This is a genomic window from Bradyrhizobium sp. 61, from assembly GCF_023073075.1.
GTDB lineage: Bacteria > Pseudomonadota > Alphaproteobacteria > Rhizobiales > Xanthobacteraceae > Bradyrhizobium > Bradyrhizobium barranii.
The window spans coordinates 1-25,887 of record NZ_JADPIU010000026.1; the positions used below are offsets into that span (position 1 = coordinate 1).

General features: G+C 64.8%; 25 protein-coding genes and 1 pseudogene. 6 read left to right on the forward strand and 20 right to left on the reverse strand.

The window, feature by feature from the left end; genetic code table 11:
• Nucleotides 1-149: 149 nt before the first annotated feature.
• From IVB46_RS09035 to IVB46_RS09055, 5 genes and pseudogenes are all read right to left on the reverse strand, one after another.
• Nucleotides 150-591, reverse strand: a pseudogene (locus IVB46_RS09035) (tyrosine-type recombinase/integrase).
• Between the two features lie 319 nt (nt 592-910).
• Nucleotides 911-1,897 carry a dienelactone hydrolase gene (locus IVB46_RS09040; RefSeq protein ID WP_166097291.1) on the reverse strand — a complete coding sequence of 329 codons (987 nt, stop codon included), beginning with the start codon at nt 1,895-1,897 and terminating at the stop codon, nt 911-913.
• Nucleotides 1,898-1,942: 45 nt separating this feature from the next.
• On the reverse strand, nt 1,943-2,869 hold the full coding sequence (locus IVB46_RS09045) for a DUF2807 domain-containing protein (RefSeq protein WP_166097293.1): 927 nt from the start codon (nt 2,867-2,869) through the stop codon (nt 1,943-1,945).
• 18 nt (nt 2,870-2,887) lie between these two features.
• Nucleotides 2,888-3,460 (reverse strand): DUF1700 domain-containing protein, encoded by a 573-nt coding sequence (locus tag IVB46_RS09050; RefSeq protein WP_247314352.1) that lies wholly within the window; start codon nt 3,458-3,460, stop codon nt 2,888-2,890.
• Entirely contained in the window at nt 3,461-3,784 is a 324-nt protein-coding gene (locus IVB46_RS09055) for a PadR family transcriptional regulator (protein WP_044591834.1), read from the reverse strand.
• A gap of 420 nt (nt 3,785-4,204) precedes the next feature.
• On the opposite strand from IVB46_RS09055, the gene IVB46_RS09060 reads away from it, so the two are divergent.
• The gene (locus IVB46_RS09060) at nt 4,205-5,032 is read left to right on the forward strand and encodes an outer membrane beta-barrel protein (protein WP_247314350.1); all 828 of its coding nucleotides are present in this window, start codon (nt 4,205-4,207) and stop codon (nt 5,030-5,032) included.
• Nucleotides 5,033-5,108: 76 nt separating this feature from the next.
• Here IVB46_RS09060 and IVB46_RS09065 read toward each other — a convergent pair whose 3' ends face one another.
• The 6 genes from IVB46_RS09065 to IVB46_RS09090 all read right to left on the reverse strand — a co-directional run bounded on the left by IVB46_RS09065 (nt 5,109) and on the right by IVB46_RS09090 (nt 8,883).
• Nucleotides 5,109-5,315, reverse strand: coding sequence for a DUF2158 domain-containing protein (locus IVB46_RS09065; RefSeq protein ID WP_028153663.1), 207 nt, complete (start codon nt 5,313-5,315; stop codon nt 5,109-5,111).
• A 329-nt stretch (nt 5,316-5,644) separates the two neighbouring features.
• On the reverse strand, nt 5,645-6,394 hold the full coding sequence (locus IVB46_RS09070) for an HAD family hydrolase (RefSeq protein WP_247314349.1): 750 nt from the start codon (nt 6,392-6,394) through the stop codon (nt 5,645-5,647).
• A complete protein-coding gene (gene hemF / locus IVB46_RS09075) occupies nt 6,385-7,272 on the reverse strand; it encodes an oxygen-dependent coproporphyrinogen oxidase (RefSeq protein WP_247314347.1) in 888 nt (295 codons plus the stop codon). Before hemF ends, IVB46_RS09070 begins: the two co-directional genes overlap by 10 nt.
• Nucleotides 7,273-7,387: 115 nt before the next feature.
• Nucleotides 7,388-7,753, reverse strand: a complete 366-nt coding sequence (locus IVB46_RS09080) for a 6-carboxytetrahydropterin synthase (protein WP_247314346.1) — start codon at nt 7,751-7,753, stop codon at nt 7,388-7,390.
• A gap of 17 nt (nt 7,754-7,770) precedes the next feature.
• Nucleotides 7,771-8,406: a 7-carboxy-7-deazaguanine synthase gene (gene queE / locus IVB46_RS09085; protein ID WP_247314344.1), complete on the reverse strand. Its 636-nt coding sequence runs from the start codon at nt 8,404-8,406 to the stop codon at nt 7,771-7,773.
• An 18-nt stretch (nt 8,407-8,424) separates the two neighbouring features.
• Nucleotides 8,425-8,883 (reverse strand): tRNA (cytidine(34)-2'-O)-methyltransferase, encoded by a 459-nt coding sequence (locus tag IVB46_RS09090; RefSeq protein WP_247314342.1) that lies wholly within the window; start codon nt 8,881-8,883, stop codon nt 8,425-8,427.
• Nucleotides 8,884-9,161: 278 nt separating this feature from the next.
• Between IVB46_RS09090 and petA the strand changes: the two genes are divergently transcribed.
• From petA to IVB46_RS09115, 5 genes are all read left to right on the forward strand, one after another.
• Nucleotides 9,162-9,692 (forward strand): ubiquinol-cytochrome c reductase iron-sulfur subunit, encoded by a 531-nt coding sequence (gene petA, locus IVB46_RS09095; RefSeq protein ID WP_063985148.1) that lies wholly within the window; start codon nt 9,162-9,164, stop codon nt 9,690-9,692.
• Nucleotides 9,693-9,754: 62 nt separating this feature from the next.
• A complete protein-coding gene (gene fbcH, locus IVB46_RS09100) occupies nt 9,755-11,818 on the forward strand; it encodes a cytochrome b/c1 (RefSeq protein WP_247342536.1) in 2,064 nt (687 codons plus the stop codon).
• Between the two features lie 273 nt (nt 11,819-12,091).
• A complete protein-coding gene (locus tag IVB46_RS09105) occupies nt 12,092-12,766 on the forward strand; it encodes a dienelactone hydrolase family protein (protein ID WP_063985146.1) in 675 nt (224 codons plus the stop codon).
• Nucleotides 12,767-12,998: 232 nt separating this feature from the next.
• Nucleotides 12,999-15,164 (forward strand): anthranilate synthase component I, encoded by a 2,166-nt coding sequence (locus tag IVB46_RS09110; protein WP_247314340.1) that lies wholly within the window; start codon nt 12,999-13,001, stop codon nt 15,162-15,164.
• Nucleotides 15,165-15,173: 9 nt separating this feature from the next.
• The gene (locus IVB46_RS09115; RefSeq protein ID WP_038943444.1) at nt 15,174-15,713 is read left to right on the forward strand and encodes an adenine phosphoribosyltransferase; all 540 of its coding nucleotides are present in this window, start codon (nt 15,174-15,176) and stop codon (nt 15,711-15,713) included.
• A gap of 24 nt (nt 15,714-15,737) precedes the next feature.
• On the opposite strand, the gene IVB46_RS09120 is transcribed toward IVB46_RS09115, so the two are convergent.
• The 9 genes from IVB46_RS09120 to IVB46_RS09160 form a co-directional block, all read right to left on the reverse strand.
• On the reverse strand, nt 15,738-16,070 hold the full coding sequence (locus IVB46_RS09120; RefSeq protein WP_247314338.1) for a GIY-YIG nuclease family protein: 333 nt from the start codon (nt 16,068-16,070) through the stop codon (nt 15,738-15,740).
• 92 nt (nt 16,071-16,162) lie between these two features.
• A complete protein-coding gene (locus IVB46_RS09125; protein ID WP_063985143.1) occupies nt 16,163-16,831 on the reverse strand; it encodes a hypothetical protein in 669 nt (222 codons plus the stop codon).
• A gap of 60 nt (nt 16,832-16,891) precedes the next feature.
• Nucleotides 16,892-17,644 carry a hypothetical protein gene (locus tag IVB46_RS09130; protein WP_085402523.1) on the reverse strand — a complete coding sequence of 251 codons (753 nt, stop codon included), beginning with the start codon at nt 17,642-17,644 and terminating at the stop codon, nt 16,892-16,894.
• Between the two features lie 194 nt (nt 17,645-17,838).
• Nucleotides 17,839-19,041 (reverse strand): M48 family metallopeptidase, encoded by a 1,203-nt coding sequence (locus IVB46_RS09135; protein ID WP_247314336.1) that lies wholly within the window; start codon nt 19,039-19,041, stop codon nt 17,839-17,841.
• A gap of 32 nt (nt 19,042-19,073) precedes the next feature.
• Nucleotides 19,074-19,634, reverse strand: coding sequence for a LemA family protein (locus tag IVB46_RS09140; RefSeq protein WP_014497379.1), 561 nt, complete (start codon nt 19,632-19,634; stop codon nt 19,074-19,076).
• A 136-nt stretch (nt 19,635-19,770) separates the two neighbouring features.
• Nucleotides 19,771-20,751, reverse strand: coding sequence for a small ribosomal subunit Rsm22 family protein (locus tag IVB46_RS09145; protein WP_247314333.1), 981 nt, complete (start codon nt 20,749-20,751; stop codon nt 19,771-19,773).
• A gap of 130 nt (nt 20,752-20,881) precedes the next feature.
• A complete protein-coding gene (gene smc / locus IVB46_RS09150) occupies nt 20,882-24,346 on the reverse strand; it encodes a chromosome segregation protein SMC (protein WP_247314331.1) in 3,465 nt (1,154 codons plus the stop codon).
• 218 nt (nt 24,347-24,564) lie between these two features.
• Entirely contained in the window at nt 24,565-25,221 is a 657-nt protein-coding gene (locus tag IVB46_RS09155; protein ID WP_028150717.1) for a DsbA family protein, read from the reverse strand.
• Between the two features lie 140 nt (nt 25,222-25,361).
• Nucleotides 25,362-25,853 carry a DciA family protein gene (locus IVB46_RS09160; RefSeq protein ID WP_028150718.1) on the reverse strand — a complete coding sequence of 164 codons (492 nt, stop codon included), beginning with the start codon at nt 25,851-25,853 and terminating at the stop codon, nt 25,362-25,364.
• Between the last annotated feature and the right edge of the window lie 34 nt (nt 25,854-25,887).

Sequence of the window (25,887 nt, forward strand, 5' to 3'; positions counted from 1 at the left end):
CTTCCTCCTCAACCTGATTGCCTGCAACCTCGGCCCGAAGCTGAAGACTACACCTGGAAGCGAAAGTCTCACTCAGTGGAGTGCTTCCGCTCGTGGCCCGAAGCAGCGGAGAGACGACGGGCAGAGCATGTCCGCTCTGCCCGGGCACTTCAGACGTCAATCTGTTCCGCTATTGCCAGGGCGTCATCGACTTCGATGCCCAGATACCGGACGGTGCTTTCAATCTTGGTATGACCGAGCAGGAGTTGGACGGCTCTCAAGTTGCCCGTCCGCCTGTAGATCAGGGTTGCCTTTGTTCGACGCAGTGAGTGTGTCCCGAAGATGTGGGGGTCTAAGCCGACGCTGGCGATCCACCCAGCGAGCTGGGGCGATATCACCGACCTTAAGCGCCACAACGTCGCAGCCGCGGAGCTTACTGCCGATGGCGAGATTGAACATAGCAAGGTCCCGAACGCGCCCCTCGACTTGAAGCTTCGTACGAATGGACCACACGTGCTTGGGCCGGAGTGGCGGCTTCGCTCCGACGATCTTCCCCTTATTCCAGGGGATGCGCTTCGAAACCACTTCGGTAACACTTGAGATGTCAGGCATGATGGCTTCCTCAGTTAGTGAGGTGCGCCATATTGGAGCCGGTAAACTCCTGAAAGAACGTCGGCTTTCAGATCGTTCGAGACGTGGTTCAGGCTCGATCCAACCGATCAGGTGGCGGTTTTGACCCCTTCCGGACATGCCACCAGGTCGGTTCTGGCAAATCGCGGCGTAGTGCCGGAGCATGCGGTTGGTGCGGAGAGCGAGCGGATGCTGAGTTTCAATGATCCGAGGTGGAGCGCCACACCACGATACGAAAGGATGGGGAGGTCCATTGCTACTGGCGCCTTGAGGCCGCGCATCTCAACGACCTCCCTTGGTCTTACTCCGCTGGCCGGACCAGCCATTTCCGGAAGAATGCGAGCACGTCGGCGTTGAACTCTGCATGGAACGCGCCCCGGTCGAAGCCGGGCGCATCCGCGCAGAGTTCGGGCCGCTCTTTGACCAGCGCCGGCGGACATAGGAAGAAGGCGAAATGTCCGGCGTTCGAAACCACGCGATATTCGTGTTGGGCCGGAAGGTTTGCGTCCACAGCCGCGACATCGTGGAGCAGCACGCCGTCCCCACCCCGTTCCGATGCCCAGAGTTGAACCGGCGCCTTGAGAGGCGCCAGGCTCTCCGCGGAAAAGAAGATGGCCAGGGGATCGGCAAGCACCGCGACCTTGATCCGCGGATCGTGCGTGAGCGGCTGCGACGGGTATGTCCTGCCGAGGATCTGTTGGCAGAACAGCAGCTGGCTTTGGCGACAATAGTTCGAGGCCGCTCCGGCCCAATCCGGATTGGCGCCGAGCAGCACAAGTCCGGTATAGCCACCGCGCGAGAAGCCGAAGAAGCCGATTCTGGCTTGATCGATTCTTGCGGCGAACGGCGACACCCCGATCATGAAGTCGATCAGGCGCTTGATGTCGGTGGGCCGCTCGACGAAGACCGAGAGGTCGCCGGAACGGCTTGGATCCTGCGCGGTATCGCCGGGGTGATTGACGGCTGCAACGACAAAGCCGTTGTCGGCGAGGGTTTCGGCGGTGTCGTGATTGCCGAGAAATGTGCCGCGCTGTCCATGGGAAGCGGCGATCAGCGGCAGATGGTCTCCTGCGAGCGGGCAGTCCTGCACCCCCGGCAGGATGACCCTTCCGATCTTCACCTCTCCCGGCGGTTCGGCGCAGGGATACCAGATCATGCCGTGGATCGCCGGACCATCGGCGTCGGCGGCAATATCGATCAATCGCAGGCCGGCGGCCTGCGCCAGCGTCGACGTGAGGCAGAAGGCGATGGCGGAAAGGAACCTGCAGACGTGGCTGGAAGCGTGCATCGACATCTCCTCCGTATTTCGCAGGGCTGCCTGATTGCAACGAGCCTACGGCACCTGCTTGATCTTTCCTGAACCTGACACGTGCGAACTGATCCGCGCCACGGCGCCATGCAGTTTCACGACGGCACTGCCGGAGACCGAGATATCGGCATCCTGGCGCGGCGCGAGATCGACGTCGGCGCTACCGTGGATTTGCGCGCTGGCTCGTTCGGTGATCAACTGGCCGAGGTCGGCGCGGCCGGAGCCTGCGGACTCGAGCGACACCTCGTGGGCCGCTCCGCTGGCGGTGACGACGCCGCTGCCGTGCATGGTGATGCGCAGCACGTCCTGTTTGATGTCGGCGAGCTTCAGATCCGCGCTGCCCTTCATGTTCACGCTGGTTTTTTGGGCGACGAGCCGGCCGAGGTCGGCGCGGCCGGAGCCTGCGGCATCGAGCGATACCTCCTTGGCCTCGCCGCTTGCTGTCACAGTGCCGCTGCCGTGCATGGTGATGCGCAGCACATCCTGCTTGATGTCGGACAGGTCGAGTTGGCTCGAGCCGTTCAATGTCCATGCCGTGACCGCCGGGCCGGCGAAGTGGACGACGAGATCGTTCGCCGGAAAACAGTCGACCAGGCGGTCCCACTCCACCGTGTCCCACTCCAGCGTGCCATCGCGCAGGCGCACATGGCTGATCAGGTCGGCGTCACCGCTGACGCTCGCCTGTGGCTTGGGTGAGGACTGGTAATGCACCTGCGCCGGAATTTTGATGTTGACGGCATCGCTGCCGAGCCATCCCATATCGATGGTGCGGCGCTCGCCTGAGCCGGTCTTTTTCGCCCATGGCAGCGTCGCGCAGCCCCGCAACGTGCCGGCCCAGGATCGGGAATCGCCGTCGATCCAGTCCGTTGCCGAGATCAGAACCGTGAATATCGCGCACGCTGCCGCAATGCTCAGTGACACCACCGCGATCCCCGCAAGACGTCTGTTCATGACGCGCCTCCTACCTTCTTAAGCCAGGTCCTGTTCCGGCTTGAGCAGCCGGTAGTGCAGCCGGGCGTAATTCCCGAGCATCTTCACCACGCTGTTGAGCGCGAGCAGCAGCAGCGCGCCGCCCCCGACGCTGCCGGCGATCAGCCCGATGCCGGCGACCGCGCGCAGCAGCATCGCGGCGATTGAGGCGAAATGCCCGAGCTTGACGAGGCTCAGCAGCAACCCGATGCCGACGATGCCGAGCACGACGACGATGAGGCCCATCACCAGCATGATCAGCATCGCCGCGAACAGCAGCGGCAGCAGGAACAAAATGTCGACCGTTGCCAATCCGCCCAGCGCCAGCAGGGCGGCCCCAGAATTGCGCAGGCTGCGATGATTTTCCCAGTGGCGCAGCCCGGTTTCGGCGCGCAGTTCGCGCGCTAACCGCCGGGGATCGCCGAGCGCTGCAGCCACCTCGGCCTCGCTTCGCCCGGAGGCCTCGGCTTCGTCGAAATAGGACATGTAGTCGGCGAGGATATCGTCGATCTCCCGCGCCGGAAGTCCGGCGAGCCCATCATTGAGAATGGTCAAGAAGGCAACGCGGTTCATTCAGCGTTCTCCCAGCAACTGGTTGACGGCATCGGTGAACGTCCGCCACTCGCGCTTCTGCGCTGCGAAGGCAGCGCGGCCGGCCGGGGTCAGCCGATAGTATTTGCGCGGCGGGCCGCTGTTCGATTCGGCGAGGCGGGTTTCGACCAGTCGGTCATCCTGCATGCGCCGCATCAGGGGATAGATCGTTCCCTCTCCCATGCCGACGCCGGCCGCGAGTGCGCTGGCGATCTCGTAGGCATAGCTCTCGCCGCGCGCCAGCAGCGCCAGCACGCACAATTCGAGCGCGCCTTTCTTGAGCTGGACCTGGTTCTGTTCGGTCATGGCAGCCGCGCGGTTGGCCTGGTTGGAAGACAATATATTACAAGGTACCTTTTATTGCAAGGTACGAGGTTATGAAAGGTAGTCCCTCGGAGATCGCGAGCGCAGCCAGAGCAATGACGTTTCCTTAGGCGGAGGGAAAAGAACAAAGCGGCCATCGTTTGAGGATGACAAGCGACAGCCTTCTTACGTCTGGAATTGGCCCATAGCCGACCAGCGAGAGGCAGTCCCTCGAGGTCCGCTTCACCAAACAGAGCAGGCACCGCGTCGCATTGTCCGCCGCGAGCAGCGAAGGGCGTCGCCGGCTCCGAGCGCAACGATTGGGCGATCTAATTCGCGCATTCAATCGCGCTTTGATGCTGCTTTGGTTTTGCTTCATATGATTGGCAGGCCGCCAGGGCAGCTCAATAAGGGGGTTTTGAAATGAGGAAGTTTGCACTTGCATTTCTGTCGACAGTCGCTCTCGGCCCGATCACGGCCCAGGCTGCGGATCTGGCGCCGGTCCGTATGTCGTCGAAGGCTCCCGCTCAGGTGGGCAACTGGACGGGATTCTATATCGGCGGCAACGTTGGTTATGGCTGGGGCAGCTACGGTGCGTCGAACGCCACCGGGACAATCGTGAACTCGAATGGCGGTTCGGGCATCTATGGCTTCAACCCCGTATCCGGCGACGGCAATGGGGTCACCGCCGGTATCCAGGCCGGCTACAACTGGCAGATCGAGCAGACTGTGCTCGGCATCGAGGCTGATTGGCAGTATCTCAATTCAAAGGCCAGCACCGGCAACTCGGCTATTGCTGTTCCGGTCTTCATCGGCGGCAATTTCAGCGGCAGCACGTCCGTCAGCACCGATTGGTATGCGACCTTCCGTGGCCGAGTGGGTTATGCGTTTGGGCCGGCGTTGCTCTACGCGACCGGTGGTATTGCGTTGGCCGATACCAAGGTCAGTGCGAACGCTACGGGCAGTATCGTCACTGCCCTCTTCCCGCCAACCCTGGGACCGCTGGGCTCCATGAGCGCTTCTGACAGCGCCGTCCTGATCGGCTACGCGGTTGGCGGCGGTTTCGAATATGCTCTGGGGGCAGGGTGGTCGGTCAAGGGCGAGTATCTGCACATGGGTTTCGGCACGAAAGGCTACAACTTGACCGGCTCGCTTCAATCGCCGGCCGGGTTGACGGGCGTCATCGCGACTCACGTCGATATCAAGCCGAGCTTCGACATCGCCCGCGTTGGTGTGAACTATCGCTTCTGATCAGCGGATCTGAAGACGTGAAGAAAGGGAGACTTCAGGTCTCCCTTTCTCGCAATCGCAGGCCGCTTAGGCGTGCCTACTCGTCATCCTCGTCTTCGTCCTCATCCTCGTCGTGATCTTCCACTTCCAGGCGGTCGAGCGCGGCCAGCGGCAGTGTCTCGCGGAACAGATCGCCTTCCGAGCCCATCCAGAGGCAGAGGATGTCGTCGCCTTTCACCTCTGCGACGGTCAGCGGCTGGCCGCCGGATTTCAGCATCACGACGTCGCCGGTTTTTAGTTCCATGGATGGTCCTTTCGGGGTTGATCGACGAGAGGGGAGGCTAGCAAGCCGTCATGACAGGCCGATCACGGGCTATGGGACCCGTGAATTGGCTGCGGCTTGCACAGACTGCCGAAACGTCGATGGCAGAGGTTCGAGTGGGGGATCGCTCGAGGTCACCAGGGGCTATTCCGTCCCAGGCGCGGCGATGATGGCATCATGCGCCTGTTTTGCCCGACGCGTCAAATGATTTCGTAAAATCAGCAATGCATTGCGTTTGCGGCAAGCTGTTGAAATTGCAGCAGTCGGCTACTGTGCATGGGGTTGTTTTCGATGTTTTGTTTTCGCCTGGGTTACGGCTGGTCCGGCACGAGATCGGTCAGCGAGCGGATGATGCGGTCGGGCTTGACGGGCGAGCCTTCGGGCAGGCCGTCGCCATGCACGTCGATCCAGATCGAGTAGATGCCGAGGCGCTGCGGTGTCACGACTTCCCATTCCAGATTGTCGCCGATCATCCAGGTGTCTTTCGCGGTGACGCCGAGCGCCTCCATCGCGTGCAGATAGGCGCGCTCCTCGGGCTTGCCGAAACCGTGCTCGCCCTCGATCTGGATGTGATCGAAGCGATGCGTCAGCTCGAAGCGCTCGACCTTGGCGCGCTGCATGTCGGCGGCGCCGTTGGTGACCAGCGCGAGTTTGACGCCGCGTGCCTTGAACGCGTCGATCGCATCATGCGCACCGGGAAACACGAAGATCGCTTCTTCGCGATAGGTCGTGAAGCGGTTGGCGAGGCGATCGGCGAGATCGTCGGAGAGGGCGCGGTGGCCGTCGGCGGCGAGCGCGGCGAAGCCGCCCCGCACCGTGAGCCGCCGTGCCTCGCCAAGCTTCATCCGCCACGCGGCTTCCGCATTCGCCCAGAAGTTTCGTGCGAAGGCCAAAACTGCTGTCGCGACCTGCTGCGGCGGCAGCGGCGCGAGCTCGTCGGCAAATTCTTCTGCGATCGTATTCCAGGCGATCTCGGGCCGGCCGTAGGCCGACAGGATGGTGTCGTCCATGTCGATCAGCATGGCGCGCGGCAGCGGAGGCATCGCGGTGCTCATGGCCATTTCACCTCCGGCGGCAGCGACGACAGGATGGAGTCCACGTTGCCGCCGGTCTTGAGCCCGAAGATGGTGCCGCGGTCGTAGAGCAGGTTGAATTCGACATAGCGACCGCGCCGGATCAATTGCTCCTCGCGATCCTCCGCCGTCCATGCGCTCGCGAAATTGCGCCTGACGATGTCAGGGTAGATTTTCTGGAAGGCGCGGCCGACATCCTGCGTGAAAGCGAGGTCGGCGTCCCAGTCGCCGCTGTCGTGCCAGTCGTAGAAGATGCCGCCGATGCCGCGCGCCTCTTTGCGGTGCGGCAGGTAGAAATAGTCGTCACACCATTTCTTGTACTTGTCGTAGTCGGCAACGCCGTTCGGGCCCGTGCAGGCCTCCTTCATCGCGGCGTGGAAGGCGAGCGTGTCGGGATCGTCTTGCGTGCGCCGGCGGTCGAGCACCGGCGTGAGATCGGCGCCGCCGCCGAACCAGGCTTTTGTGGTGACGACGAAGCGGGTGTTCATGTGCACGGCGGGCACGTGCGGATTGCGCAGATGCGCGATCAGCGAGATGCCGGAGGCCCAGAACTTGGGGTCGTCCGCCGCGCCCGGGATCTGGGCGCGAAACTCGGGCGCGAATTCGCCGTGCACCGTCGAGCAATGCACGCCGACCTTCTCGAACAGGCGGCCAGACATCATCGACATCACGCCGCCGCCACCGGGCGCGCCGGTATGATCGGTGCGCTGCCAGGGCGTGCGTTTGAAGCGCCCGGCCTCGCCCGGATAAAGGCTTCCCGGCGCGTCATCCTCCAGCCGCTCGAAGCTCGCGCAGATGTCGTCGCGCAAAGCTTCGAACCAGGCGCGGGCGCGCGTCTTGCGGTCTTCGATTGTCGAGATGTCCATGTCCAATTCCAAAACCGGTCTCGTAGGGTGGGCAAAGGCGCTCTTGCGCCGTGCCCACCATATTCACTGTCGTCCTGATTGGTGGGCACGCTTCGCTTTGCCCACCCTACGAAGTCTAACCCTGCGGACCGTAATAGGTGCAGCTCTCGTTGCAACTGTCGCGGTGGATGCTGACGCGGGTGAGCTTGCCGATATGCTGGAGCCGCTCCCAGACGTAGCGCGAGAGGTTTTCCAGCGTCGGTGTGCCCAGCGCCTCGATCTTGTTGAGGTATTTGTGGTCCAGCGTCAGCCGCACGTCCTCGATGGCGCGCTGGACGAGGCCGAGATCGACCACCATGCCGGTCGCAGGGTCCGGAGTGCCGCGCAACGTCACCTCGGCGCGGAAGGAGTGGCCGTGGATCTCTTCGCTCGCGGCGCCAAAGGTCGTCCCCGACAATGAGTGCGCCGCCTCGAAGCGGAACGATTTCGTCAATTCCCACATCTGTCCGAAAACCAATCCTATCTGATGCCGAGCGATTTATGCGTCTGCACGCTCAGCCGCCATTGCGGATGGCGAAGGCAATAGTCGATCGCACGCACGGTGTTTTGGGCAACCTCGGGTCCGTCCATCGGCTGCAGCGAGAAGCGCTCGAAGGCGAGGCCCTCGAAGGTCTCGGGCGCGGCGAGGACCTGCGGATAGACCAGCTTCAGCTCGTGGCCGCGGCGCTGGACGAGCTCGCTGCCGCCCTTGGGGCTGACGCAGATCCAGTCGAGCCCCTCAGGCGCCGCAATCGTGCCGTTGGTCTCGACGCCGATCTCGAAGCCGCGGGCGTGGAGGGCGTCGATCAGGGCGGCATCGACCTGGAGCAGCGGCTCGCCGCCGGTGAGCACCACGTAACGGTTGCTGTCGGTGGCAGCCGTCCATTGCGCGGCGATGGTGTCGGCGAGTTCCGCGGCCGAGGCATAGCGGCCGCCGAGCGTGCCGTCGGTACCGACGAAATCGGTGTCGCAGAATTTGCAGGTCGCGGCCTCGCGGTCGGCCTCGCGGCCGCTCCAGAGGTTGCAGCCGGCAAAACGGCAGAACACCGACGCGCGCCCGGCATGGGCGCCTTCGCCTTGCAGGGTCAGGAAGATTTCCTTGACCGCGTAACTCAATGATCTCTCCTCAACATCTCAAACTTGCGGGTTCCGGAGCTGCCGCAGCGCCTCGCCTGCGGCCATCGCCGCGGTCATGGCGACGTTGAGCGACCGCAGCCCCGCCGTGATCGGGATCACCAGCCGCGCGTCCGCAGCCTCGACCACCGCGTCGGTGACGCCGGCGCTCTCGCGCCCGAATAGCAGGATGTCCGACGTCTGGTAATGAAAATCGCGGTAATCGGTGGCGGCCTTGGTGGTGAACAGCAGCAGGCGGAAGCCCTGTGTCGCACGCCAGTCCTCGAATTTCGACCAGGAGTCGTGGCGGGTCACGCTGACATGATCGAGGTAGTCCATTCCCGCCCGGCGGAACAAGCGGTCGGAGAACGGGAAGCCCGCCGGCTCGATGATATGGGCAGCCATGCCCAGACAGGCGCAGAGCCTGAGAATCGTGCCGGTGTTCTGGGCGATGTCGGGTTGGAAAAGCGCGATCTGCATGGGCTGTATCGGGGTCGGTGCGGGCCGGAAATGTCTCAATAAAACATCGCTGGCTGCGGAATTCGTGCATTGCACGCCCCCACGCCGTTAGCGGGCTTGCGCTCGCCCGGCAAGGGTGCCAATAGAACGATTCTGGACTGCTGTTTTCGCCTTGTTTCGGTGGGGACAAGTGAAGTTCTGCCGCCGCGGGGGGCCGCGGGCGCCGGCACACTGTTTTGGGGACCTTGGGGGCTCCCGGAACGGTTCCGTCGGCAGCATAAGAAGAAAGGGTTGGAATCGTGACGACAGCGTCTTCGGCGGACCATCCGACACGCCGTGATTTCTTATTCGTTGCAACGGGGGCAGCTGCAGCAGTAGGGGGCGCAGCTGCGCTCTGGCCCTTCATCTCTCAAATGAATCCTGATGCGTCGACCATCGCCGCCGGTGCGCCGATCGAGGTCGATCTCAGCCCGGTCGCCGAGGGGCAGGACATCAAGGTGTTCTGGCGCGGCAAGCCGATCTACGTCAGCCACCGCACCAAGAAGCAGATCGACGAGGCGCGCGCCGTCAACGTGGCGAGCCTGCCCGATCCGCAGTCCGACGAGGCCCGGGTCAAGCCGGGCCACGAGCAGTGGCTGGTCGTGATCGGCATCTGCACCCATCTCGGCTGCATCCCGATCGCTCATGAGGGCAATTACGACGGGTTCTTCTGCCCCTGCCATGGTTCGCAGTACGATTCGTCCGGCCGCATCCGCCAGGGGCCCGCGCCCGCGAACCTGCCGGTGCCGCCGTACCAGTTCGTTTCCGACACCAAAATCCAGATCGGCTGAGCTTCGGGCCTTCGCCCGAAGCTTCGCGCCGTCTCGTCGTTATATTTCCTCAGGATCGCATCATGAGCGGACCATCCGACTACCAGCCGAGCAATCCGGCCCTGCAATGGATCGAGCGACGTCTGCCGATCATCGGTCTCGTCCATTCCTCCTTCGTCGTCTATCCCACCCCGCGCAACCTGAACTACTGGTGGACCTTCGGCGCCATCCTCTCCTTCATGCTGGGGATGCAGATCCTGACCGGCGTGGTCCTGGCGATGCACTACACGCCGCACGCCGATCTCGCCTTCAAGTCGGTCGAGCTGATCGTCCGTGACGTCAATTACGGCTGGCTGCTGCGCAACATGCATGCCTGCGGCGCGTCGATGTTCTTCTTCGCGGTCTACGTCCACATGCTGCGCGGTCTCTATTACGGCTCCTACAAGGAGCCGCGCGAGGTGTTGTGGATCCTCGGCGTCATCATCTACCTCCTGATGATGGCGACGGGCTTCATGGGCTACGTGCTGCCGTGGGGCCAGATGAGCTTCTGGGGCGCCACCGTCATCACCAATCTGTTCTCCGCCATTCCCTATGTCGGCGAGAGCATCGTGACGCTGTTGTGGGGCGGCTATTCGGTCGGCAACCCGACGCTGAACCGCTTCTTCTCGCTGCACTATCTGCTGCCGTTCCTGATCGCTGGCGTCGTCGTGCTCCACGTCTGGGCGCTGCACGTCGCCGGCCAGAACAATCCTGACGGCGTCGAGCCGAAGACGGAAAAGGACACGGTGCCGTTCACGCCGCACGCGACCATCAAGGACGGGTTCGGTGTCGCCTGCTTCCTGCTGCTCTACGCCTGGTTCATCTTCTACATGCCGAACTATCTCGGCGACGCCGACAACTACATTCCGGCGAACCCGGGCGTGACGCCGCCGCACATCGTGCCGGAATGGTATTACCTGCCGTTCTACGCGATCCTGCGTTCGATCCCGAACAAGCTCGCGGGCGTGATCGGGATGTTCTCGGCGATCATCATCCTGTGCTTCCTGCCCTGGCTCGATGCCGCCAAGACCAGGTCGTCGAAGTACCGGCCGCTGGCCAAGCAGTTCTTCTGGATCTTCGTCGCGGTCTGCATCCTGCTCGGCTATCTCGGCGCGCAACCGCCGGAAGGCATCTACGTGATCGCCGGCCGGGTCCTGACGGTCTGCTACTTCGCCTATTTCCTGATCGTGCTGCCGCTGCTCTCGCGCATCGAGACGCCGCGGCCGGTGCCGAACTCGATCTCGGAGGCGATCCTGGCCAAGGGCGGCAAGGCGGTGGCCTCGGTCGCCATCGCGCTCGTTGCCGCCGGCGCGCTGTTCCTCGCCAGCCTTCAGGACGCTCGCGCCTCCGAAGGCAGCGACAGGCCGCCGGGCAACAAATGGTCGTTCTCCGGCCCTTTCGGTAAGTACGACCGCGGCGCGCTCCAGCGCGGCCTGCAGGTCTACAAGGAGGTCTGCTCGAGCTGCCATGGCCTGTCCTACATCGCCTTCCGCAACCTCGCGGAAGCCGGCGGCCCCGGCTATTCGGTGGCGCAGGCAGCGGCGTTTGCGTCCGACTACAAGGTCAAGGACGGCCCGAACGATGCGGGTGACATGTTCGAGCGCCCGGGCCGGCCGGCGGACTATTTCCCCTCGCCATTCCCGAACGAGCAGGCGGCCCGCGCGGCGAACGGCGGTGCGGCACCGCCCGATTTGTCGCTGATCACCAAGGCGCGCTCCTACGGCCGCGGCTTCCCCTGGTTCATCTTCGACTTCTTCACCCAGTACCAGGAGCAGGGCCCGGACTATGTCGCGGCGGTGCTCCAGGGCTTTGAGGACAAGGTGCCTGAAGGCGTGACCATCCCGGAAGGCTCCTACTACAACAAGTACTTCCCGGGCCACGCGATCAAGATGCCGAAGCCGCTCAGCGACGGCCAGGTAACCTATGGCGACGGCTCGCCGACCACGGTCGCGCAATATTCCAAGGACGTCACCACGTTCCTGATGTGGACCGCCGAACCCCACATGGAAGCGCGCAAGCGTCTGGGCTTCCAGGTGTTCGTGTTCCTGATCATCTTCGCGGGCCTGATGTACTTCACGAAGAAAAAGGTCTGGGCCGACTCCCACTGAGCGGTGCAAGACGAGACATGAAGAAGCCCCCGCGAGGGGGCTTTTTTGTTGCCCGTGTCCCGGACGCGCTGCAGCGTGCAACGCTGCTGCGCAGAGCCGGGATCCAGCATGCTTGTGGCTGGGCCTCGGATCAGCAACGCACCACGCCGCGAAGGGCGGCGCGCTGCATTGCATCCGGGGCACGAGAGTGTGTTGTTTGGCGCGATTGCCTATCGCGCTCCCAGCGGCCAAAATACCTTCAACCGCTCCCCCAGAAACTCATCGGAGGACACCATGGGAACCGCCATCACCTTCAAGCGCCCGGACGGCAAGGACGCCTCGGGCTATCTCGCCAACGCCGCGCGCGGCAACGCGCCGGGCGTGGTCGTGATCCAGGAGTGGTGGGGCCTGTCGGATCAGATCAAGGGCCTGTGCGACCGCTTTGCGCTCGCCGGCTTCGATGCGCTGGCGCCCGATCTCTACAAGGGCAAGGTGGTGCCGTATCACGACACGGACGCCGCCGGCAAAGAGATGAACTCGCTCGATTTCATGGACGCCACCACGCAGACCGTGCGCGGCGCCACGCAATATCTGTCGCGCAACGGCGCCAAGGTCGGGCTAACAGGCTTCTGCCTCGGCGGCGCCGTCACCATCATCGGGGCGACCAAGATTCCGGAGCTCGCGGCCGGCGTCGTGTTCTACGGCATCCCGCCCGAGCAGGCGGCCAAGCCCGCCGACGTCAAGATCCCGCTCCAGGCCCATTTCGCCAACAAGGACGACTGGTGCACACCGCAACTGGTCGATGCCTTTGAAAACGGCATGAAGGCCGCCGGCAAGTCGCTCGAGCTGTTCCGCTATGATGCCGAACACGCCTTCGTCAACGAGCAGCGCCAGGCCGTGCACGACCGCGAAGCCGCCGAGCTCGCCTGGGGCAGGGCGACGGAGTTTTTCAGGAAGCACCTGGGCTGATCGCCTGGAGCTCGGACGGCGCCCGCCCACCCTTGACGCCGTCCCCGCGCCATGGTGAGTATCCGCCCCATGAGCACCGCCGTCCGCCCAGCCCGTCTTTGGTGGCGCACCTCCTAAAGAGGTGGCCGGTGCGATTTCATTTCTCAAAATCGTCGAAGGTCGCCACGCAGTGCGGCGGCCTGATCGTTTGTCCTGTGTGGCGTTTCCTCGGCAAGTTTCGTAAGAGGACGACATGAACAGGACAGTCTTTGCCCTCCCGGCCCGAAGCGACTACGTGACCCGCGGCGGTCTCGCGATCACGCGTGTGGCGGAGCAGTTCACCGGCGGCGCCAACAGGCTCGACGATCTCATCAACCTGCTCGACCGCCGCCGCGGCGTGGTGCTGTCCTCGGGCACGACCGTGCCCGGCCGCTACGAGAGCTTTGACCTCGGCTTCTCCGATCCGCCGCTCAAGCTCGAGACCACTGGCATCAATTTCAAGCTGGAAGCGCTCAATGAACGCGGCCAGGTGCTGATCGCTTTCCTGGCAGACGTGCTGCGCGAGCCCTGCGTCGTGATCTCCGAGAAGAGCGCGACGCGGCTTGCCGGCCACATCATCCGCGGCGATGCGCCGGTCGAGGAAGACCAGCGCACGCGGCGTGCCAGCGTGATGTCGCTGGTGCGCGATCTCGTCGCCGCCTTCTCCGCCAACGATGACGGGCTGCTCGGCCTGTTCGGCGCCTTCGCCTACGACCTCGTGTTCCAGATCGAGGACCTCGTGCAGAAGCGCGCACGTGAAAATGACCAGCGCGACATCGTCCTCTATGTGCCCGATCGCCTGCTCGCCTACGACCGCGCCACCGGCCGCGGCGTTGTGCTGAGTTACGATTTTGCGTGGAAGGGCAAGTCCACCGAAGGCTTGCCGCGCGAGACCGTCGAGAGTCCGTACCTCAAGACACCACGCCAGGGCTTTGCCGATCACGCGCCTGGTGAATATCAGGCCACCGTCGAGACCGCGCGCGCGGCTTTCGCGCGCGGCGATCTGTTCGAGGCGGTGCCGGGACAGCTGTTCGCCGAGCCCTGCGATCGCTCGCCGGCGGAAGTGTTCCAACGCCTCTGCGTCATCAACCCGTCGCCCTACGGCGCGCTGATGAATCTCGGCGAGGGCGAGTTTCTCGTCTCCGCCTCGCCGGAAATGTTCGTGCGCTCGGACGGCCGCCGCGTCGAGACCTGCCCGATATCAGGGACGATCGCGCGCGGCACCGATGCGATCGGCGATGCCGAGCAGATCCGCCAGCTGCTGAACTCGGAGAAGGACGAGTTCGAGCTCAACATGTGCACCGACGTCGATCGCAACGACAAGGCGCGCGTCTGCGTGCCCGGCACGATCAAGGTCTTGGCGCGCCGCCAGATCGAGACCTACTCAAAACTGTTCCACACCGTCGATCACGTCGAGGGCATGCTGCGTCCCGGCTTCGACGCGCTCGATGCCTTCCTCACCCATGCCTGGGCGGTGACGGTGACGGGCGCGCCAAAACTCTGGGCGATGCAGTTCGTCGAGGATCACGAGCGCTCGCCGCGGCGCTGGTATGCCGGTGCGATCGGCGCGGTGAATTTCGACGGCAGCATCAACACCGGCCTCACCATCCGCACCATCCGCATGAAGGATGGTCTGGCCGAGGTGCGCGTCGGTGCCACCTGCCTGTTCGATTCCGATCCTGCGGCCGAAGACCGCGAGTGCCAGGTCAAGGCCGCAGCCCTGTTCCAGGCGCTGCGCGGCGATCCGCCAAAGCCGCTGTCGGCCTTCGCGCCCGATGCTACCGGCTCGGGCAAGCAGGTGCTGCTGATCGACCACGACGACAGCTTCGTGCACATGCTGGCCGATTATTTCCGCCAGGTCGGCGCCGACGTCACCGTGGTCCGCCATGTGCATGCGCTCGACATGCTCAAGCGGAAGAGGTGGGATTTGCTGGTGCTGTCGCCCGGACCAGGCAGGCCCGAGGATTTCGGGATCAAGAAGACCATCGATGCGGCGCTGGAGAAGAAGCTGCCGGTGTTCGGCGTCTGTCTCGGCGTGCAGGCGATCGGCGAATATTTCGGCGGCGAGCTCGGTCAGCTGACGCACCCGGCGCACGGCCGGCCCTCGCGGGTGCAGGTGCGCGGCGGGCGCCTGATGCGCAATTTGCCGAACGAGATCGTCATCGGCCGCTATCACTCGCTCTATGTCGAGCGCGACAGCATGCCCGAGGTGCTTGATGTCACCGCCAGCACCGAGGACGGCGTCGCGATGGCGCTCGAGCACAAGACGCTGCCCATTGCCGGCGTGCAGTTCCACCCGGAATCGCTGATGTCGCTCAGCGGTGAGGTGGGCCTGAGGATTGTCGAGAATGCGTTCCGGCTGGATGCGCGCGTTGATTGAGAGGCACCAATGACCTTTGACCACGATCTGAAGGCGAGCGTCCGCACAATCGTCGACTATCCCAAGCCGGGGATCATGTTCCGCGACATCACCACGCTGCTCGCGGATGCGCGCGCGTTCCGCCGCGCGGTCGACGAGCTCGTCAATCCCTGGGCCGGCAACAAGATCGACAAGGTCGCCGGCATGGAGGCGCGCGGCTTCATCATCGGCGGCGCGGTGGCGCATCAGCTCTCGGCCGGCTTCGTGCCGATCCGGAAAAAAGGCAAGCTGCCGCACACCACCGTGCGCATTGCCTACTCGCTCGAATACGGCATCGACGAGATGGAGATGCATGTCGACGCGATCCAGCCCGGCGAGCGCGTCATCCTGGTCGACGATCTCATCGCCACCGGCGGCACTGCGGAGGGCGCGGTGAAGCTGCTGCGTCAGATCGGCGCCAATGTGGTCGCCGCCTGCTTCATCGTCGATCTGCCCGATCTCGGCGGCGCCGCCAAGCTGCGCGCGATGGACGTGCCGGTGCGCACGCTGATGACGTTCGAAGGGCATTGAGCCGCGTCGGCGCCCCGGCGATCGTCAGATCGCCTCGGCCTTCAATGCGGACCGCCAATGCAGCATGCGCTCCTTCAGGAGCGCGTTCCTGACGTAGTCCGTCTCCTCATCTTCCAGCCGCTCGCATTCGCCGAACGTCAGGCCCGCCTCGCCATGCACGTTCCAGGCGGCCTGGAGGGTACGGCAGGTGTGGCTGCCCTGGCGGAGCGAGAACCAGATGCGGTTCTGGATTGTCTGCAGGTTCGGCGCTTGGCCGACCCAGGCCTCGCCCGAAGCCGCGCAGCGGACGACGTAGATGCCCGCAATGATCTTGCGCTCCTTGTAGGCGGCGATGGCTGCCTTCCGGTCGATGCTCACGGGGGTGGGACCTTGCTGAGAGGGATACCGATCTCCGCCTCAATAGGCGCGGTCAGCCCCGCAGTCAATATTATCCGGGTAAAATTATCGCCTCAGGAGCTTTGCAGGATCAGGCTGAGCTCGAGCTCGCGGAAGGCGAGGTAGTTCCGCCGGGTCCACTGGTGCAGCTCGGTGGAGGCGTCCTTCTCCTGGCGCAGATAGCCGGTGAAGGAGAAGTTGAGCCGGTCGATATAGGTCTTGAGGAAGCCGGGTAGCGCGGGCAGGCGGAACAGCCGCCCGGTCGCCATCGCGGCCGGCAGCTCGCCGCGCACGATGTGCTCATTGTCCACCGTGATCAGGTTTATCCGCGGGATTTGTCCGCGCAGCATCTCGTGGGCGCGGGCCGAGACGCGATCGGTATCGGCCACGAACAGGATCATCGGCGCGACGTGGCGGCGCGCGGCCTCCTTCAACAGGCCGATCTCGTCGCTCATCTTGAAGAACTCGTCGAAGGCGTGGAAGCCGAGGTCGATCACCTTGGCCATGCCGTCATCGACGATGACGCGGTCCATCAGCTGCATCTTGCCGTAGGTGTCGATCACATCAGCCGTTTCGGTGACCTTCGGCAGATAGTCGAGTAGCGACGGTTCCTTCAGGTTGACGTCGAAGGCGGCTACGTCGCCGTTCTTGAGCAGCAAAAATTCGCTCAAAAGCCGCGCCAGCAGCGTCTTGCCGACCTGCGGGCGGGGCGAGCAGATGATGTAAAGGGGCGTCGCGGGCATCGACAGCTATATCAGGCGAACTCACCGCCCAATCCAGCCGTATCCGCTCGGGCTCTGCAACTATTTTTCGCTGTTGCGGGTGGCGGGCTTCGAACCGACGATGTCGGTCAGCCGGATCCGGTCGAACTCGCTCCAGACATTCGCCAGCCAGTGGCGGACATAGCCGCGCAGCACGAAGGAATAGTTCGCGGCTTCGTCGTTGATGCCCTTGTTGGCGACGAATTTCAGGAACGGAACGGAGGACACCTCGACCTGCTCATAGGCCATTTCGTTGAGCTTGGGGATGGTCAGCTCGGTCGCGTCCTTGATGCGGTGGAAGTAGGAATTGTAGGTCGCCTGGTCCCACTGGAAGAACTGGGTGTCGTTGATGAAGTTCTTCACCAGGAAATATTTTGCGCCCCCCATGAAGCCCGCGGTCTCGGCGATTTCGTCGAGCGACGCGATCGAGGGGCCCAGGATGTGGAACACCGCGAAGGTGATCTGGCCGGCCTTGGCGGCGTCGAGGAAGCCGATGTCGCGCAGCGAGGCCAGCGCCGGCGAGAGCAGGCCGGCGCGGACGTCGATCACGGTCACCGACGGGCTCGCCGCGTTGAGCGTGTCGAAGATCTTCATCTGGTCCGAGGTCGTCATCATGTCGACGATCTCGGTGATCTCGGGGTGGAAGCGCTTCAGGGTTCCGCGCGGCGACTCCGTGTCGAAGGCGCGCGTCGGTACGTTGTTGGCGGAAAAATAATCGAGCAAGGTGCGCGACACCGTGGTCTTGCCCACCCCGCCCTTGTCCGCGCCCACCACAACCACTGCCGGCTTTGCCATTGCTGTCCCCTAACGCGCCCTCCGATTGCGCCTTGCAATCGGTCGGGCCCCAAATCGATGTCCCAAGTCTGCTGTTGGGCGCGAACATGGCAGAAACAAGGGAGAATTCAAATCCTCGGCCTATGGTTGTGGCAATTTCCGAGGTTTTTCCCAATCGCAACGCAACCCTTCGCAAGTCGCTTAAAATCCCGCCCTTAACGACGGCCCCATGGGCCCATCGGATTGCCGGCTGCAGTTCCGGAGGGTGCGGGCACGGGCGGCGGACTGGCCGAGCCGCCTGCATCGTCCCAAGGCCCCTGGCGCAACGGCGGCGGGCCGCCCTGCCGCTCCACCTGTGCCTCAGGCTCGTCCGCCTCGTCGGGCGGTGGCAGCGGGCCGGGATCATGGCCGCCGGCGAACTTGACCAGCGCGTCGACCCGGGACTGCACCGAGGGATGGGTCGCGAACAAATCGGCAAAGCCCTCGCGCGGATTGTCGACGCAGAGCTCCATCACCGCCGAAGTCGCGCCCGGCAGCTCGCCGCGGTTCTCGATCTTGCGCAGCGCCGAGATCATGGCGTCCGGATCTTTCGTCAGCTCGACGGAGCCTGCGTCGGCGAGATATTCGCGCGAACGCGACAGCGCGAGCTTCACCACCTGTGACAACAGCCACGCCACCACGATCAACACGACAGCGATGATGATCACGATCACCGCGCCGCCGCCGGAGCTCTTGCTGTCGCTCGATGACGAGGACGATCGCGACGATGAGGACGAGCCCGACGACCACGAGCCGCCGGAACCGGAGCTCCAGTTGAAACTCGTGAACAGGCGGAAGAACAACTCGCCGAAGAAGCCGACCACGCCCGCGATGATGACGGCGACGACCATGAGCTGCACGTCGCCGTTCTTGATGTGGGTCAGCTCGTGGCCCAGCACCGCCTCGATCTCCTTGTCATCAAGCGCATTGAGGAGACCCGTGGTCACGGTGATCGAATATTGCCGCGGATTGAGGCCGGTCGCGAACGCGTTCAGCGCCGGGCTCTCCATGATCTTCAGCTTCGGCATGGTGATGCCGCGCGAGATGCAGAGGTTTTCGAGCAGATTGTAGAGCCGCGGCTCTTCCTGCCGGGTGACGTCGTGGCCGCCGGTCACGGCATCGATCATCGACTGGTGGAAGAAATAGGCGATGACGATCCAGGCCGCCGCCGCGATCGTCGCGAACGGCGCGGCGACGATGAGGTCGTGGAAAGCGCGGCTCAGATAGTAGGCGACAGTGCCATTGCTGTTGATGACGACTTCGGCAACCAGCGCGCCGGCATAGACCAGCACGTAGACCAGCATGAACAGGCCGGCGAGCAGCAGCATCGAACGAAACTTGTTCGAGGCGATGTGCGTGTAGAGACCATACGCGGCCATGACGCGATGCCCTGCCGGCCTATCGGCTCAACTCAGAACTTCACCTGCGGAGTGGCCTCGACTTCGGTGCGGCTGGCGCCGAGATCGAAGAAGTCCTTCTTGGTGAAGCCGAACATGCCGGCGAACAGGGCGGCGGGCATCTGCTGGATGCCGGTGTTGTATTCCTGGACCGCGTTGTTGAAGAAGCGGCGGCTGGCCGCGATCTTGTTCTCGAGGTCGGAGAGCTCGCTGGCGAGCTGCTGGAAGTTGGCGTTGGCCTTGAGGTCCGGATAGGCCTCCGACAGCGCGATCAGCCGGCCGAGCGCGCCGGAGAGCTGGTTCTCGGCGGCGGATACCTGCGCCGGCCCCTGCGCCGACATCGCCGAGTTGCGCGCCTTGATGACGTCGTCGAGCGTGCCACGCTCATGCGAAGCATAGCCCTTCACCGTCTCGACCAGGTTCGGGATCAGATCGTGGCGCTGCTTGAGCTGCACGTCGATGTCGGCAAAGGCCTGGCCGACGCGCTGGCCCAGCGCCACCAGCCGGTTGTAGGCGCTGAACGCCAGGAACACGAGGACGACGATGACGCCGAGAACGATCCAGCCGGTCGACATGGAGAACTCCTGAAGGGGAAAGAAGGCGGGCGCAGCCTAGACCAAATTGGCGCAGGACGAGAGCCCGGCGCAGAGGAAGGTAAGACTTGGTCGAATGGGGAACCATCCGAGTTCAAGGCAAAAGCGTCCGACGAAGTTAACTTTCGGCAATGACCGCGTCGCCCCAGCGCCAGCGCCGGGCGTTTGCATAGCCGGCCTTGTCGCGTCGCGGGACCTTGGTGATGGCGAGGCCGCCCTCCGTGCAAAGCTTCGCTGTGATCTCGGCCTTGCCGACATCCGGCGGCGCCAGCACGCGCGCGGCACGTGTTGCGGGCGCTGTCCGGGTCAGGGCGATGTAGATGAAGCGCTCGTCCTCGAACGGCACGTCGGCGCCCTTGATCTGGCGGTGCGCCTGCGAGCGCGGCAGGCGCTGGCTGAAATGGCACCAGTCAGGTGCCGTGAGCGGGCAGGGCTTTTCGTGCGGGCAGGGCGCGGCGACGTAGGCACCTAGCGCGATCAGCTGCTGGCGCAGCGCGAGGATGCGCGCGTAGCCGGCCGGTGTGCCGGGCTCGATCACGACCAGCGCGTGGCGGGCCTTGGCCCACATCGTTTCCGCCAGCTTGCGCTGATCGGTCTCGCTGAGCTCGCCGATGACGTAGCTCGCGACGACGAGATCGGCTTGCGAGACCTCGGCGAGGTTGGCACCGGCGTCGCCCGGCAGATAGCGGCAATCAGCAAGCCGCGTGCTGTCATGCGCGAGTTCGAGCGCGAGACGGCTGAGGGTGGCGTTGGCGTCGAGCAGGGTAAAATCCTGCAGCGACGGAAAGGCCTCAGCAGCGGCCCAGCTCGCGGTGCCCGGGCCTGCGCCGACGTCGAGCAGGGTTTCCGGGGCGAGGTCCGGCGCCATCTCGGTCAGCGCATTCAGACTGGCCGCCACGGCCGCATAGGTTGCCGGCATCCGCGCCAGCGCGTAGGCGAGCGCATCGGCCTCCGACTTGATGGTGCCGGAGGTGCCGCCTGCGCGATAGGCGGTCGAGATTTTTTGCGAGCGCTGTGCGGCGTCGGTGCGGGAGAAGCCCTGGAGCTTGCCGTCGAGGGCGGCTTTCAGTTCGGCGGGGAGGGTGGGTGAGATCATCATCCGCGGTCATGCCCCGCGGAGGCGGGGCATCCAGTACTCCGAGATAGTGCCGTCAACCGAGAAGCCGCGGCTTACTGGATCATCCGCCTGCGCGGATGATGACGTCAATGGGTGTGGGGCGACCGCAGCGTCAAGCCACGTTCTGGTCGAGAATGTCCACCGCCTCTGACAGGCTCACCGACACCAGCTGCGACACGCCGCGCTCGGCCATGGTGACGCCGAACAGCCGGTTCATCCGCGCCATCGTGATCGGGTTGTGCGTGATGATGATGAAGCGGGTGTCGGTCGAGCTGGTCATCTCGTGCAGCAGGTTGCAGTAGCGCTCGACGTTGTGGTCGTCGAGCGGTGCGTCGACTTCGTCCAGCACGCAGATCGGCGAGGGGTTGGTGAGGAACACCGCGAAGATCAGCGCCATCGCGGTCAGCGCCTGCTCGCCGCCCGAAAGCAGCGACAGCGTCTGCGGCTTCTTGCCCGGCGGCTTTGCGATGATCTCGAGACCGGCTTCGAGCGGGTCGTCGCTCTCGATCAGGTGCAGCGCGGCCTCGCCGCCGCCGAACAGCTCGACGAACAGGCGCTTGAAGTGGTTGTTGACGACCTCGAACGAGGTCAGGAGCCGCTCGCGCGCTTCCTTGTTGAGGCTCTGGATGCCCTGGCGCAGCCGCTTGATGGCTTCGACGAGGTCATCGCGCTCGGTGACAAGGCCCGTGTGCTGGGTCTCGACCTCGCGCAGCTCTTCCTCGGCGCGCAGGTTCACCGCACCCAGGCGCTCGCGGTCGCGGCGCATCTTTTCGAGGTCTTCCTCGATGTCGTGCAGCGGCGGCAGCTCGGCGCCGGGCTCGATCTCGGCGAGGCCGGCAACGGCCTGCGGCTCGACCTCCAGCATGTCGCGGATCTCGCGCTCGATGTCCTCGAGCCGGCGCCGTGCGCCTTCCATGCGCTCCTCGGCGCGGGCGGTTGCTTCGCGGGAGCTCGACAGCGCTTCGAGTGTCAGTTTGGCGACGCGATCGGTTTCGGCCATCGCGGTCTCGGCCGAGGCGAGCGCGTCGGCGGCCATGCGGCGGTCGTTTTCCGCGTATTCGATCTCGGTGATCAGCGCGCTGCGCTTCTCGGCGAACACGGCGGGCGCGTTTTCGAGATCGCTGCGCTCGATCGAGACCTCGGTGATGCGGGTCTGGATGGTGTCGATGTGAGAGGCCGCACTCTCCTTGCGGTTCTGCCACTCGGTGCGCTCGGCGAGGATCGCCTGCACGCGTCGGTCGGCGAGTTCCGCCTCGCGCGCCAGCGCCTGCGCCTCGGCGCGGACCTGGGCGGCCATGCGGCGATGGCCTTCGATATCGCTGCGGACGGCGGCGAGACGGGTCTCGGTGTCCTCGCTCGACGGCAGCTCGGTGATGCCGGCCTCGGCATATTCGTACGCGGCCTCGGCCTCGGCGCGGTCGGCGGCGAGACGGCTATGGGCTTCCGACAGCGTCGCCTTGCGCGCGGCGCGGCGGCTGATCTCGCGTTCGGCGGTGGCATGGCGCTCGCGCGCGACGTTCACCTCGCGCTGCGCGGCGCGCCAGGCCTCGCGGCTCGCACCTTCGGTGCTGGCGGCCATCTGCAGTTCGGATTCGGCGTTCTCCAGCGCCTGACGCTTGATCTGCGCGTCGATGCGGGCCTGCTCCAGCTCGTTCTCGATGTCGACGAGGCGGGCGCGCTCGGCGAGGCGCCGTGCCGCACCGGTCGGAGCGTGGGCCGCGGCGACAAAGCCGTCCCAGCGCCAGACGTCGCCTTCGGGCGAGACCAGCCGCTGGCCGGTCTTGAGCTGCGAGACCAGTTCGGCGCCGCGCTCGCGCGGCACCACGCCGATCTGCGCCAGGCGGCGCGCCAGCTCGGCGGGCGCCTGAACGTGGCTCGCAAGCGGCACGACGCCCTCGGGCAGCTCCGGATCGCCGTCGGTGACGCCGGCATTGGTCCAGCGCATCGGCGCGGACGGATCGACCGGCGCATCGAGATCGTCGCCGAGAGCTGCGCCGATCGCCTTCTCAAAGCCCTTGTCGACGGTGATGCCGTCGATGATCGGCGGCCACAGATTCTTGGTCTCGCCATTGACGATCTTGGAGATCGTGCGCGCCTCGGTATCGAGGCGCTGCACGCGCTTGTCGGCTTCGACGAGCGGCGAGCGTGAGGATTCCAGCGTCTGGCGCGCGGCAACATGCGCAGCTTCGCTGGCCTGGGCCGCGGCTTCCGAAGCGGCAAGGGTCTGCTCCGCGTTCTCGACCGTTGCGGTCAGCTCGTCGAGATCGCCGAAGCCGCCGGTCTCGTCGGCAAGCTTCTGCTCCTCGGCCGCGACGTTCGAAATCTCCTGGTCGAGGCGGGCGAGCTTGTCGCGGTGGGTGCGGACATTGGCTTCGAGCTGGTTGCGCTTGGCGGTGAGGTCGGCAAGCGCCGTGGTGAGCTCGGCGAACTGGTGCTCGGTTTCGGTCAGCACCGCCTCGGCTTCGCCGACGCGCTCGTCGACACCTGAGCGCTTCTCGACCCGCGACTTGATCTCTTCCTTCAGCTCGGCGTCTTCGGTGTCGAGCCGCTGGAGCGCGACGTCGGCGTCCATGGTCTGCTGCTGGGCGCGCGAGATGTCGCCCTCGAACTGGGCGAGGCGCCGCTCAAGCTCGGCGACACGCTCCTTGGCGCGCTCTTCCTCGCGGTCGAGCAGCTCGCGGGCATTGGTCAGGCGCTGCAGCCCGGCTGCGGCGCGCGCTTCGGCATCGCGCAGCGCCGGCATTTCGGTGGCGCGGATGGCCTGGATGCGGGCGGCTTCGGCCTGGTGCTGGGTGCGTTCGGCCATCTCGCGAACCGCGAGATCATGGGTCTGGCCGGATTCGTTGACGTCGGCATGCGCGCCGATCCAGCGCAGGTGGAACAGCGTGGCTTCCGCCTTGCGGACCTTGGCCGCGACCTCGCGATAGCGCACGGCCTGACGGGCTTGCTTCTTCAGGCCTTCCATCTGGCCGGCGAGCTGGCCGATGACGTCCTCGACGCGGGTGAGGTTGGTTTCGGCGGCCTTCAGCCGCAATTCGGCCTCGTGGCGGCGGGCGTGCAGGCCGGCGACGCCGGCGGCATCTTCCAGCACGCGGCGGCGCTGCTCGGGCTTGGCCTGGATGATCTCGCCGATCTTGCCCTGGTGGACGAGGGCGGGCGAACGCGCGCCCGTGGCGGCGTCGGCAAACAGGATCTGCACGTCGCGCGCACGCACGTCGCGGCCGTTGATGCGATAGACCGAGCCCGCCTCGCGCTCGATGCGGCGGGAGATTTCGAGCAGCTGGCTGTCGTTCATCGCCGCCGGCGCGGTGCGATCGGTGTTGTCGATCGTCATCGTCACTTCGGCGTGGTTGCGCGCAGGACGGTTGCCGGAGCCGGCGAAGATCACCGCGTCCATGTCGGCCGCGCGCAGCGACTTGTACGAGGTTTCGCCCATCGCCCAGCGCAGCGCTTCGACGAGATTCGACTTGCCGCAGCCGTTGGGTCCGACCACGCCGGTCAGGCCGGGTTCGATGACGAAGTCGGTGGCCTCAACGAAGGACTTGAAGCCGTGAAGGCGCAGGCGGGTGATTTTCATAAGCACGCATCTCTGTTGGCAGGCGCGAATCCCCCTGCCGGGACAATACCATGGAAGGCAATGTCACTCTCTGGGTGAGTCGCGCGAGGCGCCTCATGCGGTCGGACAATGGCCGCGGTGCGCCGCGAGGGCAACCGGCGAAAACCGCTTTTCCCAAGGGATTTATGCCGGGAAAGATACGGCTTTCGAGATGCGAATCAGGCGTTGAGCGGGGAAAATCAGCTCTTCAGCAGCGGATTGATCTTCTTGGCGAATTCATCGAACGAGGCTTCGCCCTTGATCTTCTCGCCGTTGATGAAGAAGGTCGGCGTCGAATCCACCTTCAGAACGTCGCTGGCGTATTTCTGGTCGGCGGCGATCTTGTCGAGCAGCGCCTGGTCCTTCAGGCAGGCTTCGACCTGCTGCTGGGTGAGGCCGGCCTGCTTGCCGATCCGCGTCAGCGTCTCGGTGGTGTTCTTCAGCACCCAGTCGTTCTGCTGGCGGAACAGCATGTCGGTGACCGCGAAATATTTCGACGCGTCGTCCTTGGCGATGCAGCGCGACAGCATCGAGCCGGCGGCGGCTTTGATGTCGAGCGGGAACTCGCGGAAGATGTAACGCACCTTGCCGGTGTCGATGTATTCCGACTTGATCTTGGGGAACACCTGCTCGTTGAACGCCGCACAATGCGGGCAGGTCATCGAGGCATATTCGGTGATGGTGACGGGGGCGTCCTTGGGGCCGAGTGCCATGTCGGGCAGCGACACGGGCTTGGCCACATCGGCGGCCGACTGCGCCATCGCCTCGGAGATGAACCGCAGCGGCGACAGCCCGGCGAGCGCGGCAAGACCGGTCAGCGACAGCATCGTGTTGAAGGCGCGGCGGGTGATGATCAAGGTCGGCTCCCGGATTGGTGTGGTCTCGCCCCAAGGTTCTTATCAAAGTTCCCGTTCAGGCGGCCTGTCGCTAGCTTGAAACGTAGTTCGAGGCAATGGCGAGCGACAGGGACGGGTCCAGATTACCTGCGGAATGAGGCTCAATTTCGCTTGATGGCGGCCCCGAGCCGCGCCAGCGCTGTCTTCAATTCTTCATCTTCGATGTCCCCCAGGCTCTCCGCCACCTTGGCCACCGATTTGGGATCCGGCGGACCGGGCCGGACCGGCGGCCGGGCGCGCGACAGGGGGGCCTGGCGGAAGGCGAGCTTGCCGACCGCGCTCCAGCCGAAGAAGCGATTGACCCGCTCCAGGATCACGTCGGCGGAGTGCTGGATCTCCAGCGCCATCGGCCCCTCGACCCGCAGCACCAGGGTCGCCGGCTCCTGCGGCTGGCCCTCGACCGGCCGCGGCCATTGCATCTTCAAAGGCTCGGCATGGGCCGCAATCTCCGGCCCGGCAATCTGCGCCCACCGGGTCACCAGCTCGCGCGCGGCAAAACCCTGCTTGGCATAGGCCTCGGCAAAGACGTCGTTGAGCAGCAGCGAAAGCGGCTTGGCGCTGATGGGACCGGGTCTGGGAGGGAATTTGGACATGGAGCCTTATAGCACTTCGGAGGACAGGCCTCAC

Excerpts from the sequence above, each read along its gene's own strand:
- IVB46_RS09040 (WP_166097291.1), bottom strand. The coding sequence starts at position 1,897 with ATGCACGCTTCCAGCCACGTCTGCAGGTTCCTTTCCGCCATCGCCTTC.
- IVB46_RS09065 (WP_028153663.1), bottom strand. The coding sequence starts at position 5,315 with ATGGAACTAAAAACCGGCGACGTCGTGATGCTGAAATCCGGCGGCCAG.
- IVB46_RS09125 (WP_063985143.1), bottom strand. The coding sequence starts at position 16,831 with ATGCCCGCGACGCCCCTTTACATCATCTGCTCGCCCCGCCCGCAGGTC.
- IVB46_RS09130 (WP_085402523.1), bottom strand. The coding sequence starts at position 17,644 with ATGGCAAAGCCGGCAGTGGTTGTGGTGGGCGCGGACAAGGGCGGGGTG.
- IVB46_RS09050 (WP_247314352.1), bottom strand. The coding sequence starts at position 3,460 with ATGAACCGCGTTGCCTTCTTGACCATTCTCAATGATGGGCTCGCCGGA.
- IVB46_RS09060 (WP_247314350.1), top strand. The coding sequence starts at position 4,205 with ATGAGGAAGTTTGCACTTGCATTTCTGTCGACAGTCGCTCTCGGCCCG.
- IVB46_RS09105 (WP_063985146.1), top strand. The coding sequence starts at position 12,092 with ATGGGAACCGCCATCACCTTCAAGCGCCCGGACGGCAAGGACGCCTCG.
- smc (WP_247314331.1), bottom strand. The coding sequence starts at position 24,346 with ATGAAAATCACCCGCCTGCGCCTTCACGGCTTCAAGTCCTTCGTTGAG.
- fbcH (WP_247342536.1), top strand. The coding sequence starts at position 9,755 with ATGAGCGGACCATCCGACTACCAGCCGAGCAATCCGGCCCTGCAATGG.
- IVB46_RS09145 (WP_247314333.1), bottom strand. The coding sequence starts at position 20,751 with ATGATGATCTCACCCACCCTCCCCGCCGAACTGAAAGCCGCCCTCGAC.
- IVB46_RS09135 (WP_247314336.1), bottom strand. The coding sequence starts at position 19,041 with ATGGCCGCGTATGGTCTCTACACGCACATCGCCTCGAACAAGTTTCGT.
- IVB46_RS09090 (WP_247314342.1), bottom strand. The coding sequence starts at position 8,883 with ATGCAGATCGCGCTTTTCCAACCCGACATCGCCCAGAACACCGGCACG.
- IVB46_RS09080 (WP_247314346.1), bottom strand. The coding sequence starts at position 7,753 with ATGTGGGAATTGACGAAATCGTTCCGCTTCGAGGCGGCGCACTCATTG.
- IVB46_RS09160 (WP_028150718.1), bottom strand. The coding sequence starts at position 25,853 with ATGTCCAAATTCCCTCCCAGACCCGGTCCCATCAGCGCCAAGCCGCTT.
- IVB46_RS09070 (WP_247314349.1), bottom strand. The coding sequence starts at position 6,394 with ATGGCCATGAGCACCGCGATGCCTCCGCTGCCGCGCGCCATGCTGATC.
- IVB46_RS09115 (WP_038943444.1), top strand. The coding sequence starts at position 15,174 with ATGACCTTTGACCACGATCTGAAGGCGAGCGTCCGCACAATCGTCGAC.
- IVB46_RS09140 (WP_014497379.1), bottom strand. The coding sequence starts at position 19,634 with ATGTCGACCGGCTGGATCGTTCTCGGCGTCATCGTCGTCCTCGTGTTC.
- hemF (WP_247314347.1), bottom strand. The coding sequence starts at position 7,272 with ATGGACATCTCGACAATCGAAGACCGCAAGACGCGCGCCCGCGCCTGG.
- IVB46_RS09110 (WP_247314340.1), top strand. The coding sequence starts at position 12,999 with ATGAACAGGACAGTCTTTGCCCTCCCGGCCCGAAGCGACTACGTGACC.
- IVB46_RS09045 (WP_166097293.1), bottom strand. The coding sequence starts at position 2,869 with ATGAACAGACGTCTTGCGGGGATCGCGGTGGTGTCACTGAGCATTGCG.
- IVB46_RS09055 (WP_044591834.1), bottom strand. The coding sequence starts at position 3,784 with ATGACCGAACAGAACCAGGTCCAGCTCAAGAAAGGCGCGCTCGAATTG.